This window comes from bacterium, from assembly GCA_030685015.1.
In the GTDB taxonomy this organism is placed as follows: Bacteria; CAIWAD01; CAIWAD01; order CAIWAD01; family CAIWAD01; genus CAIWAD01.
In genome coordinates, this window is record JAUXWS010000037.1 from 1 (window position 1) to 18353 (window position 18353).

Genomic DNA, 18353 nt, shown 5'->3' on the forward strand with positions numbered 1-18353 from the left:
AAGAGCGCGGAGGTGGTCCTCCCCACCTCCATGCACACCCTGTTTGCCTTCATCCATGTGCTGTTTCTGACGCCGCTGCTGGTGGCGCCATTACTGGCAGTGGGGTGGTGGCTGGCCCGACGTGCCCACTGGCCCCTGCCGGGCAACCTGACGATGCAGGGGAGCACCCATGGCGCACGCGGCCTCACACGGCACAATCGTGCGGTTGCCGGCTGGGCGCATAGGAACCCCATGGACTACACGCCCTTCGGCCGCGAGCTGGCGCTTTCCGTCGAGGCCAAAACCACGCCCGAAGGCTACACGGGCAAGCCGCTGGATCTTACCTTTGGCCTGCAGGCGATGAATTACGGCGCAAGGTTCTATGATCCGCGGCTGGGGAGGTGGTGGCAGAGGGATCCGTTGGCGGAGGAATATGCTAGCATAAGCCCTTATCTGGCAATGAACAATAATCCGGTATCACTGGTTGACCCAGATGGAAGGTCAACGCAAGTGTTAGAAGATGGTACTGTTGTTAACGTTTTTGACGATGGATCGTTAGACATTAATATGTGGTTGACTGGGCAAAACAGCTCTTATCTTGTCAAGGTTGGAGAGACGGAATATTACGATGAATTTATGGATGGTAAGATTCCCAGCGGGAGAATCCGGTTGGGAGAAGATTGGAATAGTGCGCTCGCGGTTGGGCTGGATCTTGGTAGCAAGCTAAACCACTTCGGCTTAGCAGTATTGTCTGGACACAAGGGTGTATTGGATTTGAAGACGCGTTCTGATATTGCTCCTGATGGCCCATATACAGGCCGGTTACTGAACGGGAAATACATCAGTGCCAGATCGTTGGGAAATTACGTGTTCGGTAAGAACTGCTACAACAGTGGCGCTACGTGGGAGGAAACCATTTACCCAATTACGCAGGAGAATCAGCCAGTCGTAGGGTCCTCAGGGGTCGCTGTGCCGATCTTGCTGCCAGACGCAGAGTGCCGGTGATGAGCCAGACCAGATTCATGCGGCGATTGAACCGGTATTGGAACAAGGCAAAGAAGCGGTGGACATACTTGCGGTTGGCCTGGTGATACACCCCCAACAAGCTGGTCTTCAGGTTGGCCAGCACGGTGCTGGTCCAGTAAAAAATCGTATTCATGATGGTCCGGTCTCCCTTGACGAGCACGGATTGGTGATCACAGCCTTGAACCCTGACTTCGCTGAAGCACGACAGTCCATCGCTGGTGACGAGGCTTCCAGGCACGATGTGTTGGCGCATCCAATCCCGGATCACCGCTTTGCGAAACCCACCGACCACGGTGATGAGCACACGCAGGGGTCGACCGGCTTTGGTCTTCTCGATGGCCAGCAAAAAGGGCACCTTATTGGGGGATCCACGCCCGACCTTCTGGTCGTGCAACTGTCCGCCCAAGTAGGCGTCGTCCACCTCAATGTGGCCCGTCAGCCGTCGCCCAGCCTCCTTGTCGGCCATGGCTGCCATCGTTTTGTGAAGCATCATCCAGGCCGTGTTCTGTCGTACCCCCAAGTGCCGGGCCAACTCCAAGCTGGACATGCCGGTCTTGGTCTGGGCGATCAAGTAGAGGGCCAGAAACCAGGTGGGCAGCGGCAGCTTCGTGCAGTGAAACAGGGTGTTGGCGGTCAGGGAGCTTTGTTTCCGGCAACGGGCGCATTGGACCAAGGGCCGAGTCTTCAGCACATGTCCATGAGCGTGTCCACAGCGCGGGCAGCAAAACCCGGTCGGCCAGCGCAGTTGGTACACCGCCGCTCGGCACTGTTCGACGGACCCATATAGACGTTGAAAGTCAGTCAGGCTGAGACCTTTCTGAAACTGGATACTGAGTGAGGACGGCATGATGGGCTCCTTTCGTGAATGCGTCACGAAGATCGGCCCGGGGTGGGACATGTCAACTCATTGACCTTGATCAGCAGCCACTTCGGTAGCTGAAACTGCTGCGTAATCGGATACCGCGTTGACCAGAACACCTTTTACCTGGACAATGGCCGGCTTGCCCTGGAAAGCTATTCCACCGATGCCGTCGCCGGGGTCTTCACCGGCCACTTCTACGACTCAAGCTCCGATCCTAGCGGCACCAATGATGCGTGTTTCTCCCTGCGCATGGAGTTTGAGGCCGCGGCCACCACGGCCGAGGCGGCGCCCCGCCAAGAGCCTCGCCGCCGGGAGCCGCCGGGGTTCCGGCTGCGCTGAGCTTTCGGCTTGCCGACCCCAACCAGAAAAAGAGAAGCGCCCCTCGCGGGGCGCTACGGCATGTCGACTATTCCTCGTCGTCCGGGTCTTCCGCCGCCGCGGGCGGCGCCTCGTCCTCCCCCGCATCCGGCTGAACTCCATTCTCCTCGCCATTGCCCTCGTCCAGCTCCTCGCCGTCGTCCGGGCCGATGGGGATGCCCATGGCGTCCATCTCGCGGTCGGCCACCACTTTGTCGATGCTGGCGATCTTGTCGCCCTCGTCCAGGCGGATGAGCTTGACGCCCTGGGTGGCGCGGCCGATGAGGCGGATCTGGTCGACGGGCTGGCGGATCATCACGCCGCGCTCGGTGATGATCATCAAGTCGTTCTCGTCGGACACCTCCATCATGGTGACCATGCGGCCCGTCTTCTCGGTCACCTTGACCGTGATGATACCCTTGCCGCCGCGGTGGGTGGCGCGGTACTCCTCGAGGCTGGTGCGCTTGCCCATGCCGCTCTCGCAGGCGACCAGGATCTGGGCGTCCTGCTTGGCCGTCACCACCATGCCCACCACCTTGACCCCGTCGTCGAGCTGGATGCCGATCACGCCGCTGGCGGTGCGTCCCATGGGGCGCACCTCCTTCTCGGAGAAGCGGATGGCCTTGCCCTCGTCGGTGCCCAGCAGGATTTCGTGGCTGCCGTCCGTCAGCTTGCAGTTCATCAGGCGGTCGCCCTCGCGGATCTCGATGGCGTTGATGCCCGCCTTGCGCGGCCGGCTGTAGGCCTCCAGGCTGGTCTTCTTGATGATGCCATTCTCGGTGGCCATCACGATGTAGCGTTCGGGGTCGAAGCTCTTCACGTTGATGACGGCGGCGATCTTCTCGTCGCGCGGCTTCTCCAGCAGGTTGACGATGGCCCGCCCCTTGCTGGCGCGCCCCGCCTGCGGGATCTCGTGCACCTTCAGCCAGTAGCAGTGCCCGTTCTCGGTGAAGAAGAGCATGTGGTTGTGGGTCGAGGCGATGAAGAGGTGCTCGATGTGGTCCTCTTCCTTGGTGCCCGACCCCGTGATGCCGCGCCCGCCGCGATTCTGCCGGCGGAAGGCGGAGACGGGCTGGCGCTTGATGAAGCCGTCGTCGGACAGGGTGACGACCACGTCCTCCTCGGCGATCATGTCCTCGATGGTGAACTCGCCCTCGTCGGGGATGATCTCCGTGCGGCGCTTGTCGCCGTAGCGGGCCACGGCGTCGTCCAGCTCCTCCTTGATGATGGCGCGCTGGCGGGCCTCGTCGGCAAGGATCTGCTTGAGGTCGAAGATGAGTTCGCGCAGGGCTTTCAGTTCCTGCTCCAGCTTGTCGCGCTCCAGGCCGGTGAGGCGCTGCAGGCGCATCTCGAGGATGGCCTTGGCCTGCAGCTCGCTCAGGGCGAAGCGCGCCATCAGGCCGTCCCGGGCAATCTCCGTGGTGGCGCTGGCGCGGATCAGCTTGATCACCTCGTCGATGTGGTCGAGGGCGATCTTGAGGCCTTCCAGGATGTGGGCGCGGGCCTCGGCCTTGTCCAGGTCGAAGCGCGTACGGCGCACGATCACCTCCAGGCGGTGGAGGATGAACTGCTCCATCACCTGTTTCAGCGTCAGCACGCGGGGTTGGCCCTTGACCAGCGCCAGCATGATCACGCCGAAGGTGGACTGCATCTGCGTGTGCTTGTAGAGCTGGTTGAGCACCACCTTGGCCACGGCGTCACGCTTCAGCTCGATGACGAGGCGCATGCCCTCGCGGTCGGACTCGTCGCGGATGTCGGAGATGCCGTTGACCTTCTTGTCGCGCACCAGCTCGACGATCTTCTCGATGAGGCGCGTCTTGTTGACCTGGTAGGGGATCTCCGTGACGACGATGGCGTCCTTGCCGCCCTTGCTCGATTCGATGGTGGCCCGGGCGCGGATCACCACCCGGCCGCGGCCCGTGCGGTAGGCCTCGCGGATGCCGGCGCTGCCGTAGATGAAGGCGCCGGTGGGGAAGTCCGGCCCCTTGACCAGCTTCATCAGGTCCTCGGCGGTGGCGTCGGGATGGTCCACCAGCAGTTTGATGCCCGCCGCCGTCTCGTTCAGGTTGTGGGGCGGGAAGTTGGTGGCCATGCCCACGGCGATGCCGGAGCTGCCGTTGATGAGCAGGTTGGGCAGGCGGCTGGGCAGGACGGTGGGCTCCTGCAGGCTGCCGTCGTAGTTGGGCAGGAAGTCCACCGTGTTCTTCTCGATATCCTCCAGCACGTCCTCGGCCAGCTTGTCCAGGCGCGACTCGGTGTAGCGCATGGCCGCCGCGCCGTCGCCGTCGATGCTGCCGAAGTTGCCCTGCCCGTCGATGAGCGGGTAGCGCAGGCTGAAGTCCTGCACCATGCGCACCAGGGTGTCGTAGATGGCGCTGTCGCCGTGGGGATGGAACTTGCCCATCACCTCGCCCACGATGCGGGCGCTTTTCTTGTAGGGCTTGTTGGAGGCGCAGCCCAGTTCGTTCATGCCGAAAAGGATGCGGCGGTGCACCGGCTTGAGGCCGTCGCGCACGTCCGGAAGAGCCCGCTGGACGATCACCGACATGGAGTAGTCCAGGTAGGAGTTCTTCATCTCCTCTTCGATGTTGATGTTGACGATGTGCTGGCCGTCGGATAGCATGGTCACGGATTCGGGTCCTCTTTCACCTTCCCCCTCCCAGGGGGAAGGCCGGGATGGGGGTTCTCCGTCGCTTCGTCGCCGTGTATCACGACTCTCTCTTGGGTTTCGATCTCGCTATCGGGATCGCTATCGGGATCGATCGCCGCGCGCGCCTCTACACGTCCAAATTGCGCACGTACTTGGCGTTGCTCTCGATGAACTGCCGGCGCGGCTCCACCTCGTCGCCCATCAGCACGCTGAAGATTTCGTCGGCGATGGCCGCGTCCTCCAGGGCGACGCGCAACAGGCGCCGCTTCTCGGGGTCCATCGTGGTGCCCCACAGCTGGTCGGGATTCATCTCGCCCAGGCCCTTGTAGCGTTGGACGCTGATCCCCTTGCCGCCGTGCTCCATCAGCGCCTCGTAGAGGGCGAAGGGGCTGGGCAGCAGCTCCTCCTTCTCGCCCACCACCAGGATCAGGGGAGCCTCGCCGATCTGCGTGAAGACCTTGTCCACGAGATTGATCAGCTCGTGGAACTCCTGGATGTTGCAGTCCCGCAGGCGCTCCACCTCGATGCCCAGCAGCTTGGCCAGGCGCGCTTCCTCCTCGCCCTCGCCGGTGGCCAGCGGGAAGCCGTCCTCGCCCATCAGGGCCGCGGCGCCCATCGTGCCGCGATGGCGAGCGCAGAAGGCCTTCCAGTCGGCCAGATGGTCGCCATTGAAAAGGGTCGCCTCGAAGAGCGGATTGAGGCGGAAGCGGCGGTTCTCCCGGTAGAACCGGTCGAGGGACAGGCTCATGCGGTGGGCCAGATCCAGCAGGCGGGTGGCCTCGGCCCGGTTCACGACGCGCTCCCCCACCCGCAGCTTGACCTGCTTGAGGGCGTTGTCCAGGTGGACGCGCTTGAGGTCCTCCTCCGTCTGCAGGTAGCTCTCCTGTTTGCCGATGCCCAACTTGTAGAGCGGCGGCTGGGCGATGTAGACGAAGCCCTGGGTGATGAGTTCCTTCATGTAACGGTAGAAGAAGGTGAGGAGCAGGGTGCGGATGTGGCTGCCGTCCACGTCGGCGTCGGTAATGATGATGATCTTGTGGTAGCGCAGGCGCTCCATGTCGAAGTCGTCCGTGCTGAAGCCCGTGCCCAGGGCCTGCACCATCACCTTGATCTCCTCGTTGGCCAGGATCTTGTCGATGCGCGCCTTCTCCACGTTGAGGATCTTGCCGCGCAGCGGAAGGATGGCCTGGAAGCGGCGGTCGCGCCCCATCTTGGCGCTGCCTCCGGCGCTGTCCCCCTCCACCAGGTAGAGCTCGCAGCTCATGGGGTCCTTCAGGCTGCAATCGGCCAGCTTGCCCGGCAGGCTGCCCGACTCCAGCGCGCTCTTGCGGCGCACCATGTCCCGGGCGCGGCGGGCGGCGTCGTGGGCGCGGTGGGTGGCGATGCATTTCTCCACCACGGCCTTGGCGACGCGCGGGTTCTCCTCGAAGTAATCGTTGAGCTTCTCGTAGACCAGCGTCTCCACCACGCTCTTGACCTCGCTGTTGCCCAGTTTGGTCTTGGTCTGCCCCTCGAACTGCGGCTCGGCCACCTTGACGCTTACCACGGCGGTGAGCCCTTCGCGCAGGTCGTTCCCCGAGAGGGTGAACTTTTCCTTTTTGAACTGGCCGCTGTCCGACGCGTATTTGTTGAGGCTGCGCGTCAACCCGGTGCGGAAGCCCGTCAAGTGGGTGCCGCCCTCGATCGTGTTGATGTTGTTGGTGAAGGAGAGGACATTCTCCTGGTAGCTGGTGTTGTAGGAGAGGGCGATCTCCACGGCCACGCCCTCGCGCTCGCCCTCCACGTAGACGGGCCGGCTGTGCAGGTTGGTGCGGCTGCGGTCGAGATACTCGACGAAGCTCATCAGGCCGCCCTTGTAGCAGAAAGACTCCTGCTTGTCGGCCTCGCGCTCGTCCTTGATCGTGATGGTCAGGCCGCGGTTGAGGAAGGCCAGCTCCCGCAGGCGCTGGGCCAGCAGGTCGTAGTGGAACTCCACCTCGGTGAAGATCTCATCGTCGGGCAGGAAGCGCACGTTGGTGCCGTGCAGCTTGGTCTTGCCCGTGACCGCCACTTGGCCTTCGGGCACGCCCCGCCGGTAGCTCTGGACGTGGATCTGGCCGTGGATGTGCACTTCCGCCTCCAGGCGGGCGGAGAGGGCGTTCACCACGCTGACGCCCACGCCGTGCAGACCGCCGGAGACCTTGTAGGAATCCTTGTCGAACTTGCCGCCGGCGTGGAGAACCGTCATCACCACTTCCAGGGCGCTCTTCTTCTCGGTCTCGTGGAAGTCGATGGGGATGCCGCGCCCGTTGTCCTTCACGGAGACGCTGCCGTCCACGTGGAGGATGACGTTGATCTCCGTGCAGTGGCCGGCCATCGCCTCGTCCACGGAGTTGTCCACCACCTCGCTGACCAGGTGGTGGAGGCCGCGGCTGGAGATGTCCCCGATGTACATGGCGGGGCGCTTCCGCACTGCCTCCAGCCCCTTGAGCACCGTGATGTTGTGCGCGCTGTAGTCGCCGTTGCCGCCGTTTTCGAGGGGCAGCTGATCCATGCTCATGCCCGATCCTTCCTTGTCAGGCGAACCCGCGGGGGTCCTATACGAAGCGCAGGCGGCGCACCGCCTCGCCCTGTGTCGCTCCATCCTCCGCCAACCGCCCATTGAGGCGGTGGCGGATCTCCTCGGCCAGGGTGCCCAACTCCGTGCGCCACACGGGGTGGATCACCTTGATGCGCAGTTCGCCGGCCTGCAGTTCCTCGACCTGGGCCAGGGCGGCGATCTCCTTGCCCACCAACTCTTCCCACATCGCGTCGATGCGCGCCAGAAGACGATCCTCGGCCAGCCCGGGCAAACCCAGCCGGCTCAGCACCTCTTCCACCGGGCGCGCCACCCGTGCCTTCCAGGCCCCCGGGGCCAATTCCGGCCGCGGCGGGCCGGGTATCCAGCCCGGCAGGGCGGGAGCTTTGCCTTTGGCCGCCATCAAGCCTCCCCGCGGAATGTCCCGCCCGCGCAGTGCAGCACCTGGGCCCCATCCCCCGCCCCGCGGGCCAGCAGGTCCACATGGCGCAGACTGGTGGTGCTGATGATCACCTGCACCTCGGCATCCACCGCCTCGGCCAGGGCGCGGATCTTGTCATCGTCCAGCAGGCCGAAGAGGTCGTCGAGCAGAAGCAGGGGCGCCTCCCCCGTCATTTCCTTGAGCAGCTCCGTTTCCGCCAAGGTCAGGCAGAGCATGAAGAGCTTGTGCTGCCCCTGGCTGCCGAAGTGGCGCAGGGGCAGGCCGTCCAATAGGACCGGCAACTCGTCCCGGTGGGGACCCCGGCGCGTCCAGCCGCGGCGCGCGTCCCCCTCGCGGTCGGCGGCCCAGGCCGCCTGCGCGGCGGCGGCGTCCAGCCCTTCGTCCAGGCTGGCCTCGTAGCCCAGGCCGAAAGCCCCCTGGGGGTGGAAATGGCGCCGATGGATCTCCGCCACGCGCGCCGCCAGACCATCAACGAACGAACGACGGCGGCGGGTCAGCTCCAGGCCATGACGGGCCAACCCCTCTTCCCAGACGGCGGTCCCGTCGTCCTGCGGGCCTTGCTGGATCAAGAGCGCACTTCGCTGCCGCAAGGCTCGCTGATAGCGCAGGAGTTGATCCAGGTAGAGCGGGCTGGCCGCCGACATGAGCCGGTCCAGCGTGCGCCGACGTGCTTCCGGCCCCCCCTGCGAGACGTCCAGGCTTTCCGGGGAAAGGAGGACAAGGGGTAGTTGCCCGAAGTAATCCCGCCCCCGGCAGCGGTTGCCGTCCAGTTCAAAGACCAGCACGCCGTCCCGGAACTGCGCCCGGGCCTGGCGCAAACCACGTCGCGACGTGGCAAAATCCCCCTCCACCAGGAAGGCCTCGGGCGCCCCACCGACAGGGTCCCGCGGTTGCCGCAGCAGTTGACGCATCCTCGTGGTTCGGAAGGCGCGGGTGAGGCAGAGCAGATGAAGGGCTTCCAGCAGATTTGTCTTGCCTTGGCCGTTGTCGCCCAGCACCACCACGCGCCGGCTCCGGAACACGATCTCCGCGGCCGGGATGTTGCGGAAATCCCGGATCCGGATCCGTTCCAGACGCACGGTGGCGCTTACCGCATCAAGCGCACAGGCATCAACAGCATGAGCAGATCCTCGGCCTCCTGGTTGATCTCCGGCAGGATGAGGGCGGCACGCTCCGCCGTTCCAAATTTGAGGACGACCTGCTCGTTGTCCAGATGGCGCAGCATCTGGTCCAGGTAGTTGGCGTTGAAGGCAATTTCCAGGGCATCGCCGTGATAATCCACATCCAGCTCGTTGCGGGCGCGGCTGCCGTACTCGTTGTCCTCCGCCGTGATCACCAGCTTGTTTTCCTGCAGGGCGAGGTTGATCTGCCGCGTGACGTTGTTGGCGCAATTGGACACCTGCTTGACGGCCCGGGACAAGGCGGGGCGGGTGGCCTGCATGACGTTCTCGTTCTGGAGTGGAATGACGCCTTCGTAGGCCGGATAGCGGCCGCTGATCAGCGTGGAGTAGATCTGCGCGCCACCCTGGGTGAAAACCAGATGGTTCTGCGCCAGGCTGAGTTTCACCTTGTCGATGCTTCCGTCCAAGCTGCGGCTGACCAGATTGAGCGCCTTGATGGGAACGATCATGGAACCCAGTTTGGTCTGGCCGGCTTGTTTGTGGTCCTGGATGCGCACTAGTCGGTGTCCGTCCGTGGCCACCAGGTTGAGGGATTCCTCGCGGAATTCGAAAAGCACGCCGGTGAGCACGGGTCGCAGGTCGTCCGTGGAGACGGCGAACGCGAGACGCTCCACATGCTGGCGCAACCGATCGGTGGACATCTCCAATTCAGCCGAAACCTCGATGCCGGGCAGCTTGGGAAAGTTTTCCGCCTGTTCGCTGGGAATGGTGAAGCTGGCTTGGCCGCTCAGGATCTCCACCTGGCCTTGACGGTCCGTCTGCACGGTGATCGGCCGCTCATCCAGCTCCCGCACGATCTCGACCAGGCGCTTGGCCGGGATGGCCAAGTCTTCCCCCTCGCCGCCTTCGACCTTCATCCTCGTCACAAGAGAGATCTCGAGGTCGGTGGCGGTCATGCGCACCTCGGTCGGCTCCACGTGGAAGAGAATGTTGTTGAGGATGGGGTGCGTGGTCTTGCCGGGCACCACCGCGAACAGCTTCTGCAGGTGGGCCAGGAAATCCTTCTGGGGAACTGTGAATCGCATGGTCATGGACCTCTTCTCTTCGAGACGGGAGAATACTCACTCGTCGTCGTCATCACCGGCTGGTGGATTTGGGGGACAAGCCACAGGCTGCTATCTGATCTTGTTGAATGGCAATAAGAAAGATCACTTCTGGCGCGGAGGAAATCACGTGCCGAACTGGTGGATAAGCTAAAGAACAAGCCCAGCTTTATCAACCGGATGAGGGGTCGACCAGCCTTGTCCACCAGCTGTCCGCCAGCGTCTCCACACTTCTCCACCACCCATCCACCAGGGCAACCACTTGGCTTCAGCACGCATCCGGCGACCAGGGAGAGAAACCCGGGCGGAGATTGGGCGGACGCCCAGGCCCGGAGTTCCCCCTCAACAGAGAGGGAAAGAGGAAGGTGGTGTGACATGGCGCAGGTCAGGCGTGCAGTTCGATGGAGCGGATCAGGTCTTCCATCTCGCTGGCGAAGACCTTGTCGGCCCCGATCCGGTCCTCCACGGTTTTCACCGCGTGGATGACCGTGCTGTGATCGCGGCGACCGAAGTGGATGGCAATGCCGCGCAGACTGTGGCGCGTCAGTTTGTTGCAGATGTACATGGCCACCTGCCGGGTGTGGGCCACCTCCTTTTTGCGGCCACGATCCTTGAGGTCGACCAGGGGAATGTTGTTGTAGCGGGCACATGCCTCGGCGATGGTTTCCATGGAGATGGGCCCGCGCCGGCTGGGTGTGAACTTGCGGGCCACGCTGTGCGCCATTTCCAGGTCGATGGGCTTGCGCAGGAACTGGGCCTGCGCGATGAGCTGCAGCAGGGCGCCTTCCAGGTCCCTCACGTTGGTGACGATGTGGCTGGCGAGGAAGGCGACAACCTTGGGCTCAAGGGTGGCGCGATGCTCGTCGGCGCGTTTCTCCAGAATGGCGACCCGCGTCTCGTAGTCGGGCAGGGTCAGCTCCGTGACCAGCCCGGAGGCGAAGCGCGAGGTAAGCCGCTCGTCCAGATCCTCCAGATCACGTGGCGGACGGTCGGAGGAGAGAATGATCTGCTTGCCGGCTTGGTATAGCGAGTTGAAGGTGTGGAAGAATTCGGTGAGAGTGCGCTCCTTGCCCGTGAAGAACTGGATATCATCCAGGATGAGCATGTCGACGTTGCGGTAGATGTGGGCGAAGTCGGTGGTGCGCTTGGTTCGAATGGACGCGATGAACTGGTTGACGAATTGCTCGCTGGTGACGTAGACGACGCGCCGAAGAAAACCTGTGCGCAAAACCTGGTTGCCGATGGCCTGGATGAGGTGCGTCTTGCCATAGCCGGCGCCACCATAAACGAAATAGGGGTTGAAGGGCGTCGTGGTGGGCGTGTCGGCCACGCTGCGGGCCGAGGCAACGGCGAAGCGGTTTGATTCGCCCTCGATGTAGTTGTCGAAGCGGTAGCGTGGATTGAGGTTGGCCTTCACCGGTTCCTGGGACAGGGTTGGATCGGGCAGGTGGAGCTGCTCCGCCTCCAGCTCGCCGGGCATCTCTTCAGGCACGCTTTCCCGCTTCAGGATGGACAACTCCGCGCCCTTGCCGAAGGTGGCGTCCAGCGCCTGGCGAATCAGGTCGCCGTGGGTGTTGAGCAGATAGTCGACGAAGGCGGTGGGAGGGGCCAGGGCCGTCAAGGTGTGTCCATCGAAAGACAATGGGCGCAGCTTGCGGAACCAGATGTCGGCCACCTTTTTGCTGGGGGCCAGGGTGTCGATGCAACGGACAAAGGTCTCCCACTGTGCCAGGATCTTTTCCCCCGACACATCCAGACTTTGAAGCTGTTGTGGCATGGTTCCTAGCTGGGGCTATTCACGAGTTATCCACAAGTACCCAACCCACTGGGTGATGCGGGGCGCAATATAGCGGGCCACTCCAGGGGAGTCAAGGATGGTCCTCTTGAAATGCGGGAAAAGAGGTGGCGAGGGAAGAAATTCTAATGGATCCACTTGACCATCAAATGGAACAATATGCACGAGCTTGAGCCTCAAGCGCTTCGACCCGGAGCGCCTTATTCTGAAATTCAAAGAACAATTCTCCATACGCCACTCTTCGGGGCGACAGCCCTTTCCAACAAGGGCTTCTGGTTATCCACAAGATTTCTACATGAATTGATGAACATTGAATTATTAATGACAAGGGTTTTTCCCCACCTTGGACCTGCTTCTTGTGTACGGGGAGGACGCCGACAAGGGGTCCACGGGATGACCTTAGGCCGCAGGTAACGGCGGAGTCCTTACCTTGCCCTGGCCCGACGACGCGGCGGCATGACCCGGCACGAATTCTGGAAGGGCCCTCATGGATCCGAACCAGCTGGAGCGATGGCGCATGACCCAGTACGCATGCTCGGGCGGCTGAGCGGCAAAACTGGGTCCGGTGGACCTGTTCAAGCTGTTGCCGGCCGCCCACGCGGATGAGCGCCTCCTGGTCGGCATGGAAACACACGACGACGCCGGCGTGATGCTGCTGAGGCCGGATCTGGCCCTGGTCAGCACGGTGGATCTCATCACCCCGGTGGCGGACGACCCATACCTGTTCGGCCAGGTCGCCGCCGCCAATTCCTTGAGCGACATCTATGCCATGGGCGGCGAGCCCATCTGCGCGCTCAACATCTGCTGCTTTCCAGAGTCGGGGCCGGCGCCGGAAGCGCTGGCCCGCATTCTTGAGGGCGGGCAAGAACGATTGCGGGAGGCGGGCGCCCTGCTGCTGGGCGGCCACACGGTGCGGGATCCCGAACTCAAGTACGGCCTCGCTGTCACGGGCACCATCCATCCGGACCACATCCTGCGCAACCACACGGTGCAGGAAGGCGATGCACTGGTCTTGACCAAGCCCCTGGGCACAGGCCTGCTGTTGACGGCCCAGAAAAAGGGCGAGTTGGAGGAGGGGCAGTTTGACGCGGCCCTGGCCGGCATGGTCCGCCTCAATCGCGACGCTGCCCGCGCCATGCTCGCGGTGGGGGTCCACGCCGCCACCGATGTGACGGGATTCGGACTGCTGGGGCATCTGTGGGAAATGCTTCAGCCGGGCGGGCACGGGGTGGCGCTACACTTGTCGTCCCTGCCGCTTTATGACGGCGCCCTCGCCGCCGCCCGGCGCCACGGGGTGTCCGGACCCATGCGTCGCAATCTCGCCCTGCCCGCCGCCTTCTTCGGCCTGCCGGATGACCTGCCACCGCCCTGGACGGCGCTCATGGCCGATCCACAGACATCGGGCGGCCTGCTCATCGCCGTGGCGCCGGATCGGGCCGGCGAGCTGCTGAAGCGGCTGGCTGATGGCGGAGACGCCGCCGCCCGCCTGATTGGCGAGGTGCGATCCGCCGGTGGCGAATCCCTTCTGGAAATCTGATATTCAGCCACCCATCACCCCCCCGGTGACTACACTCATCCCGGCGGCGCCGGTCAAGGATTGTTCCACCCCGCGCAGCCCGGTCGTTGTCCATTTCAGGGAGGGGGTCGCCACATGAAGACGTACATCAAGAAGGATCTGATCGACCGAGTGGCGGAACAGACCGGCGTGCGGCTGGTGGACAGTTCGCGCATGGTGGATGCGCTATTCCAGGTCCTGCGGGATGTCATGAGCGAGCCGGGGCCCGACTGCCGCATCGAAATCAGGGATTTCGGCGTCTTCGAGGTGAAGCAGACCCGGGCCAAACCCAATGCGCGCAATCCCCGCACCAATGAGCTGGTGTACGTACCCGCCCGGCGCAAGACTCATTTCCGCCCGGGCAAGCATTTGAAGGAAGCCCTGCGTCGGTTGCGCGAGGACGAGTCCCAACCAGAGGGGCAAGCGCCGAAGGAGCCGGACCCGGTCGTCCACCAGCTTCCGGCCACCCAGCCGATCAGCCGCGAGCTGATGGCCGACGGCTGATCAAATCCGATATACAACGGCCAACTGCACTCTCCAGCGGGACACGCGCTGGGAGATGACGCTCTCGTAGTCGCCCTGGCCATATTCCAGCCAATGCTCCTTCCAGCTTTCCCGCGCCAGGGCCAGATCCAGCGCTACTACTTCCTGCACCAGCCAGCTGAGTCCGGCCGATACGCCGGTCCTCACGCTGGTCCTGTCCACAGCCCAGTAGAGGTACGGCTGGGAGTCCTCGTCCCAGGCGGTCAACCGCTCGCCGCTGCGGGCGGAGTTCTCCCGCCAGGCGCCGCCGCGCAGGCGCAGATCCGTCTGGGGGATGGTCCATTCCCCACCCACCCGAAGGCGCTGGCGGGGCTGGAAGGCCCGCGCCAGCAACTGGTCGCTGAGACTGATATCTAGTCCGGAGGGCAGATCGTCGTAGCTCAGGTTGGACCAATCCTGCCAGTCCCAGGCCAGACCGGCTTGCCAGAAGCGCGTCTTCCAACCGGTGCCCAGGCCAACCAGTGCCGGCATGCGCAGGGAGTAGCCGGAGCTGCCGCGGACGCCAGGGGGCGGAGTCACGCCCAGGTCGCCCTCCTGCTGGTGGAAGCGATAGTCCACATCCAGCGTGTGGGCCGGCTCCAGCAGGAGCCCGAGGCGGAGCGGCCCCTCCCGCCAGGCCAGGCCCAGCCGCAAACCGACGCCGTCCAGCTCGACACGTTCGTAACTGCGCCAGAAGGTGGCGGCGTCCAAGTCCTCCTCCCGCTCAACGCGCTCCAACTCCCCGTGGTGAAAGGCCAGGCTGAGGCCACCGGCCAGGGATGCCGTCCATTGGGCGGCCACGGACAGCAGCCAGGCGCCCTGCTGGCCGGCGAAATCCTCAGACACACGCCACGTCCGGTCCGGGAAGGCGGCGCGCTGGTCGAAGTCAGCCAGCCGCACCCAGCCCAACCCCCAGCACAGGCCGCCGCGCAGGGCGGGGAGAGGGTGGGCGTAACCGGCATGGGACAGCCCGGTGGCAGAGACATCCGATTCGGTCTCGCCGCCATCCGTTGAAACGGACCGCGCCACGGATAGGCCGCTGCCTTCAAACCCCAGGTTGAACTCGGTGCGCCGCTGCCAGGCCAGCAGGGCCGGATTGTGCCAGGAGGCGGTCCAGTCCTCGGCCAGGGCGGTCAGGGCGCCACCCATGCCCAGGGCCTGGGCGCCCGGCAGGCGCTCATGATCCAGCCAGGCCATCGCCTCCGGCGAGGAGGCGCGCCCCAGGGTTGGCAAGAGGAACAGGGCGAGAACGAGACGGCGTGCCATGGTCACCTCAACTTCCTTTGCGGGCGCTGTCGGCGGGGGCGGCCGGCTGGACAGGATCCACCGCCGGCTGGCGCGGCCGCCGGGGACCGGGCCGGTCCTTGGTGCCGGGGGGCGGATCCGGCCGGGTACCGCTGGTGTCCGCACTCAGGCCGACATGCCGTGCCCCGCTTGTGACGGACCCCATCACCTGTGGCGGCGGAGCGGGTGGCGGGGCCTCCTCGTTGGCGGGCGCTGGACCCGCGAACGCCGGAGGGGCGGAACTCGTTCCCGCATCCCCACTCCACCACGCCCCGGAGCGGAAGGAGTGCCAGCGGTCTGCCTCGGCGGGCCAGGGTCGTGACCAGCCGTCCCCCTCCAGGTCGGCCAACCAGGCCTCTCCCACGTGACAGGAGCGGCAATCGCTGTCATTGGCGGGTGTGAAGAGCCGGCTCTCCTGGCGGATGAGCGGGTGATTGAGCGTCGTATAGCACGACAGGGCCAGCGCCAGGGGCAGCAACAACAACAAGCGGCGCATGGAACACCTCGCGGCTGGGACCGCCACCGGCGACGGCGCCCCAGTATCGGCCTTGGCCAGCGCAGTCGCAAGCGAAATGGACACGTCTTGGCGGCCGGACTTCAGTGAACAGGTCCGCTGGACGGGGCGCAACCTGTGGCAGGCGATCAGACGACCAGAAATCAGAAAGCTTCCATGTAGGTGATGCGGATCTCGCGGCTGACACTGTCGATGGGCCGGCCCAGCAGGTCTTCCCGGTTGGTCAGCACGTCGCGGAAGTCCACCTCCAGCGAAAGGCGCTCGGCGAAGGTCCAGCGGGCGCCCAGGTTGAGGAAGCCGTTTTTCTTGGACAGGTGGGAGCGGTCGTCCCAGGCGAAGTCGTACTCGGCGACGAGGGAGATCTCGTCGTTGATCGCCTTGTCCATGCCCACCCATACGTTGAGGCCGGTGTCGTCGTCGTTCTCCATGGGGTTGACATTGGCGCCCAGATGAAGGCCCAGCAGGCCCATGTTGCCCACCAGGTAGTTCTTGCCCGCCGCGGCGTAGAAGCCCTTGGCCTTGATCTCGTAGCGGTTCTCCTTCTCCCCGTCGCCGTCCAGATCCTTGTCCAGCCAACGGCCATGACCCTGGCCCGAGTAGCCCAGGACGAGGGCGGGCCAGGTGACGGTCTCATCGATCAGCCGATACTTGAGCGAAAGCTCAGGGCGACCATTCCAATCCGGCGACTGGTCGGAGATGATCTGCGTGCCGCCGTAGGAGGCGCCCATGTTGAGGCGGTCGAGCAGGCCCACGCCGAATGCGATGAGCACGCCGCCGTCGGCGTAGAGGGACATGTCGAAGTCGAAGTGGCCCTTCTGCAGGATGCCGGCCGTGGGATTGTCGATGAGCCGGTTGACCGGCAAATCCTTCATGTTCTGGGCGCCGACTGAACAGACGGTCAGGGCCAGCGCCGCCAGGGCGCATGCGAAGCGCTTCATCATGGATACCTCGCCTTAGCTCTCGATCAATTCAATGTTGGCCCGGGGCAGCGTGACGCGCTGGCCGGCCTCCGTCTCCACTTCGAGGACGCGGACACGGGCGCCGCTCTCCACCATGGTCGGCTCGGGGGGCAGGGCCGTCACCCGGCCCTTCTGTCCAAACCAAGGCTGGCGGATGATGCGTACCTCGCTTCCGATCTCCATGGCGCCGGTGTGGAGAGACTCGGCGACGAGAGTCTGGTCGGCCAGCGGCACCACGATCTCCGGCCGGATGACGCCGGCGCGGATCTGGGTGGCGCCATTGACTGATGCATGGCGGCCGGCCAGACTGGAGAGCAACTCCCAGGTGCGGCGGGTCATGGGGATCTCGCCAAAGCCCTCGGTCAGGATGAGGGTGATGCCGATCTCCTCGTTCCCCGTGATGGCCACGCCCAGCTCGTAGCCGAGCAATTCCTTCAGGTCGCCCTTGTCGAAACCGCCCGCGATGATGCCCGAGACCCCCATCTCCCGCGCCTTGAACAGCGCCTCGAGCGTGACCATGCTGCCCCCCACCACCAGTTTGCCGCGCTGCTCCGGCTTGATGTGGGCCGCCGTCAACTTCTCCGCGGGTCCGGCGACAGCCGGCTGCAACTCGCCCCAGGCTTCGCCGCCCACGCCGAAGATGCCCTGGATGTAGGCCCCCTTCGTGCGGACGGTCACCCCCTCCCGCTCGTGGACTTCCACCACCTTGCCATCCATGAAGGCGTTCACTTCCACCGGGACGGGCGGACGCTGAAGGATGACCTGACCCGTGCGCAGGGAGATGGACTCCACCGTCCCGTCGATGGGACTCTCGCATGTGGATTTGAAGAGGCCGAAGAAGGAGCGGGAAAGAGCGATGACTTCGCCCTTGGCCACCGGATCCTTCTCCCGCTTGAGCATGGCGTCCTTGAGTTCGCCCGGCTCCACGCCCAGGACGTGGGCCACCTGGACGGGATAGATGTCGCCGGGCAGCAGGGTGCGGGCCACCACGTCGCTGTGTCGCACATGGTCGCCCTCCTTGACGACGACATCCCCCAACAGGGGGAGCCGCCGTTCCTTGGTGACCACCGTGCCACGCGCCACGCGCAAGCCGGGAGTGAAGGAGCTGGCCATGGAACCTCGCGCTTTGGTGCCGCGAAAGTGGCAAAATGCGCCCGGTCCCCCTGCCCTGCCTGGCGGCCTGAACCGCGGAGACCACCTTCCCCCTGCCAGGGGGAAGGCCGGGATGGGGGTTTGCCCCAGGGTCACTGTTTTCGGCCTCGTCACCCGCCGCGTCGGATCTTGCGGCGCAAGCGCCGCGCCCTCTTCCCACCTTTCTTCTGGCGAGAAGAAAGGTTGCGCCAAGGAAGCGCCCTCCAAGACATGCAGGGCCCCAACTAGGCGGCCTCACGGCCGCCGTCGAACAGAGGGCCCTATCACCTGATGCGGTCCCCATGGCAATTGGTTCAGGCCGTGGCCAACCGCTGGTTGGCCTCGGCCTGAACCTCACGTAGTCATGTTTCATCTATGGCGCAGTTGCACCTGGCAAATCCAGACCCTGTTTTCGGCCTCGTCGCGCGTCACGACGCTGGATCTTGCGGCGCAAGCGCCGCGCTCTTGCACCTTTCTTTCACGGGCGAAAGAAAGG

At 64.4% G+C, this 18353-nt stretch carries 15 protein-coding genes; 3 read left to right on the plus strand and 12 right to left on the minus strand.

From position 1 onward, the window contains the following. Nucleotides 1–984 (plus strand): RHS repeat-associated core domain-containing protein (locus Q8O14_04365; protein ID MDP2359972.1); only part of this gene is annotated, 984 nt, incomplete at its 5' end. On the opposite strand, the gene Q8O14_04370 is transcribed toward Q8O14_04365, so the two are convergent. From Q8O14_04370 to dnaA, 8 genes are all read right to left on the minus strand, one after another. Beyond that, complete coding sequence (locus Q8O14_04370) at nt 905–1852, minus strand: IS1595 family transposase (GenBank protein ID MDP2359973.1); 948 nt, start codon at nt 1850–1852, stop codon at nt 905–907. The two genes, Q8O14_04365 and Q8O14_04370, sit on opposite strands and share 80 nt — an antisense overlap. A gap of 57 nt (nt 1853–1909) precedes the next feature. Next, the gene (locus Q8O14_04375; GenBank protein MDP2359974.1) at nt 1910–2059 is read right to left on the minus strand and encodes a hypothetical protein; all 150 of its coding nucleotides are present in this window, start codon (nt 2057–2059) and stop codon (nt 1910–1912) included. A gap of 214 nt (nt 2060–2273) precedes the next feature. Continuing rightward, nucleotides 2274–4847 carry a DNA gyrase subunit A gene (gyrA, locus tag Q8O14_04380; protein MDP2359975.1) on the minus strand — a complete coding sequence of 858 codons (2574 nt, stop codon included), beginning with the start codon at nt 4845–4847 and terminating at the stop codon, nt 2274–2276. A gap of 154 nt (nt 4848–5001) precedes the next feature. Further along, nucleotides 5002–7407, minus strand: coding sequence for a DNA topoisomerase (ATP-hydrolyzing) subunit B (gene gyrB / locus Q8O14_04385; protein MDP2359976.1), 2406 nt, complete (start codon nt 7405–7407; stop codon nt 5002–5004). Nucleotides 7408–7450: 43 nt separating this feature from the next. After that, nucleotides 7451–7834, minus strand: a complete 384-nt coding sequence (locus Q8O14_04390) for a DUF721 domain-containing protein (protein MDP2359977.1) — start codon at nt 7832–7834, stop codon at nt 7451–7453. Next, nucleotides 7834–8952, minus strand: coding sequence for a DNA replication and repair protein RecF (gene recF / locus Q8O14_04395; GenBank protein MDP2359978.1), 1119 nt, complete (start codon nt 8950–8952; stop codon nt 7834–7836). The genes Q8O14_04390 and recF overlap by 1 nt, the downstream gene beginning before the upstream one ends. Nucleotides 8953–8960: 8 nt before the next feature. After that, the gene (dnaN, locus tag Q8O14_04400) at nt 8961–10085 is read right to left on the minus strand and encodes a DNA polymerase III subunit beta (GenBank protein ID MDP2359979.1); all 1125 of its coding nucleotides are present in this window, start codon (nt 10083–10085) and stop codon (nt 8961–8963) included. Between the two features lie 397 nt (nt 10086–10482). After that, nucleotides 10483–11874: a chromosomal replication initiator protein DnaA gene (gene dnaA / locus Q8O14_04405; GenBank protein MDP2359980.1), complete on the minus strand. Its 1392-nt coding sequence runs from the start codon at nt 11872–11874 to the stop codon at nt 10483–10485. Nucleotides 11875–12448: 574 nt separating this feature from the next. Between dnaA and selD the strand changes: the two genes are divergently transcribed. Both selD and Q8O14_04415 read left to right on the plus strand, forming a co-directional pair. Beyond that, entirely contained in the window at nt 12449–13429 is a 981-nt protein-coding gene (gene selD / locus Q8O14_04410; protein MDP2359981.1) for a selenide, water dikinase SelD, read from the plus strand. Nucleotides 13430–13543: 114 nt separating this feature from the next. Beyond that, nucleotides 13544–13951 carry an HU family DNA-binding protein gene (locus tag Q8O14_04415; protein ID MDP2359982.1) on the plus strand — a complete coding sequence of 136 codons (408 nt, stop codon included), beginning with the start codon at nt 13544–13546 and terminating at the stop codon, nt 13949–13951. Here Q8O14_04415 and Q8O14_04420 read toward each other — a convergent pair whose 3' ends face one another. From Q8O14_04420 to Q8O14_04435, 4 genes are all read right to left on the minus strand, one after another. Beyond that, nucleotides 13952–15235 (minus strand): hypothetical protein, encoded by a 1284-nt coding sequence (locus Q8O14_04420; protein MDP2359983.1) that lies wholly within the window; start codon nt 15233–15235, stop codon nt 13952–13954. It lies immediately after the preceding gene. A 7-nt stretch (nt 15236–15242) separates the two neighbouring features. Then, the gene (locus Q8O14_04425) at nt 15243–15749 is read right to left on the minus strand and encodes a hypothetical protein (GenBank protein ID MDP2359984.1); all 507 of its coding nucleotides are present in this window, start codon (nt 15747–15749) and stop codon (nt 15243–15245) included. 161 nt (nt 15750–15910) lie between these two features. Beyond that, nucleotides 15911–16708, minus strand: coding sequence for a hypothetical protein (locus Q8O14_04430; GenBank protein ID MDP2359985.1), 798 nt, complete (start codon nt 16706–16708; stop codon nt 15911–15913). Nucleotides 16709–16720: 12 nt separating this feature from the next. Beyond that, nucleotides 16721–17839 (minus strand): hypothetical protein, encoded by a 1119-nt coding sequence (locus Q8O14_04435; GenBank protein MDP2359986.1) that lies wholly within the window; start codon nt 17837–17839, stop codon nt 16721–16723. Nucleotides 17840–18353 lie beyond the last annotated feature (514 nt).

Bases quoted from the DNA above. Each gene is read 5' to 3' on its own strand.
- dnaA (MDP2359980.1), bottom strand. From the start codon at position 11,874: ATGCCACAACAGCTTCAAAGTCTGGATGTGTCGGGGGAAAAGATCCTG.
- gyrA (MDP2359975.1), bottom strand. From the start codon at position 4,847: ATGCTATCCGACGGCCAGCACATCGTCAACATCAACATCGAAGAGGAG.
- gyrB (MDP2359976.1), bottom strand. From the start codon at position 7,407: ATGGATCAGCTGCCCCTCGAAAACGGCGGCAACGGCGACTACAGCGCG.
- Q8O14_04425 (MDP2359984.1), bottom strand. From the start codon at position 15,749: ATGCGCCGCTTGTTGTTGTTGCTGCCCCTGGCGCTGGCCCTGTCGTGC.
- Q8O14_04420 (MDP2359983.1), bottom strand. From the start codon at position 15,235: ATGGCACGCCGTCTCGTTCTCGCCCTGTTCCTCTTGCCAACCCTGGGG.
- Q8O14_04390 (MDP2359977.1), bottom strand. From the start codon at position 7,834: ATGGCGGCCAAAGGCAAAGCTCCCGCCCTGCCGGGCTGGATACCCGGC.
- Q8O14_04370 (MDP2359973.1), bottom strand. From the start codon at position 1,852: ATGCCGTCCTCACTCAGTATCCAGTTTCAGAAAGGTCTCAGCCTGACT.
- Q8O14_04415 (MDP2359982.1), top strand. From the start codon at position 13,544: ATGAAGACGTACATCAAGAAGGATCTGATCGACCGAGTGGCGGAACAG.
- dnaN (MDP2359979.1), bottom strand. From the start codon at position 10,085: ATGACCATGCGATTCACAGTTCCCCAGAAGGATTTCCTGGCCCACCTG.
- Q8O14_04435 (MDP2359986.1), bottom strand. From the start codon at position 17,839: ATGGCCAGCTCCTTCACTCCCGGCTTGCGCGTGGCGCGTGGCACGGTG.
- Q8O14_04430 (MDP2359985.1), bottom strand. From the start codon at position 16,708: ATGATGAAGCGCTTCGCATGCGCCCTGGCGGCGCTGGCCCTGACCGTC.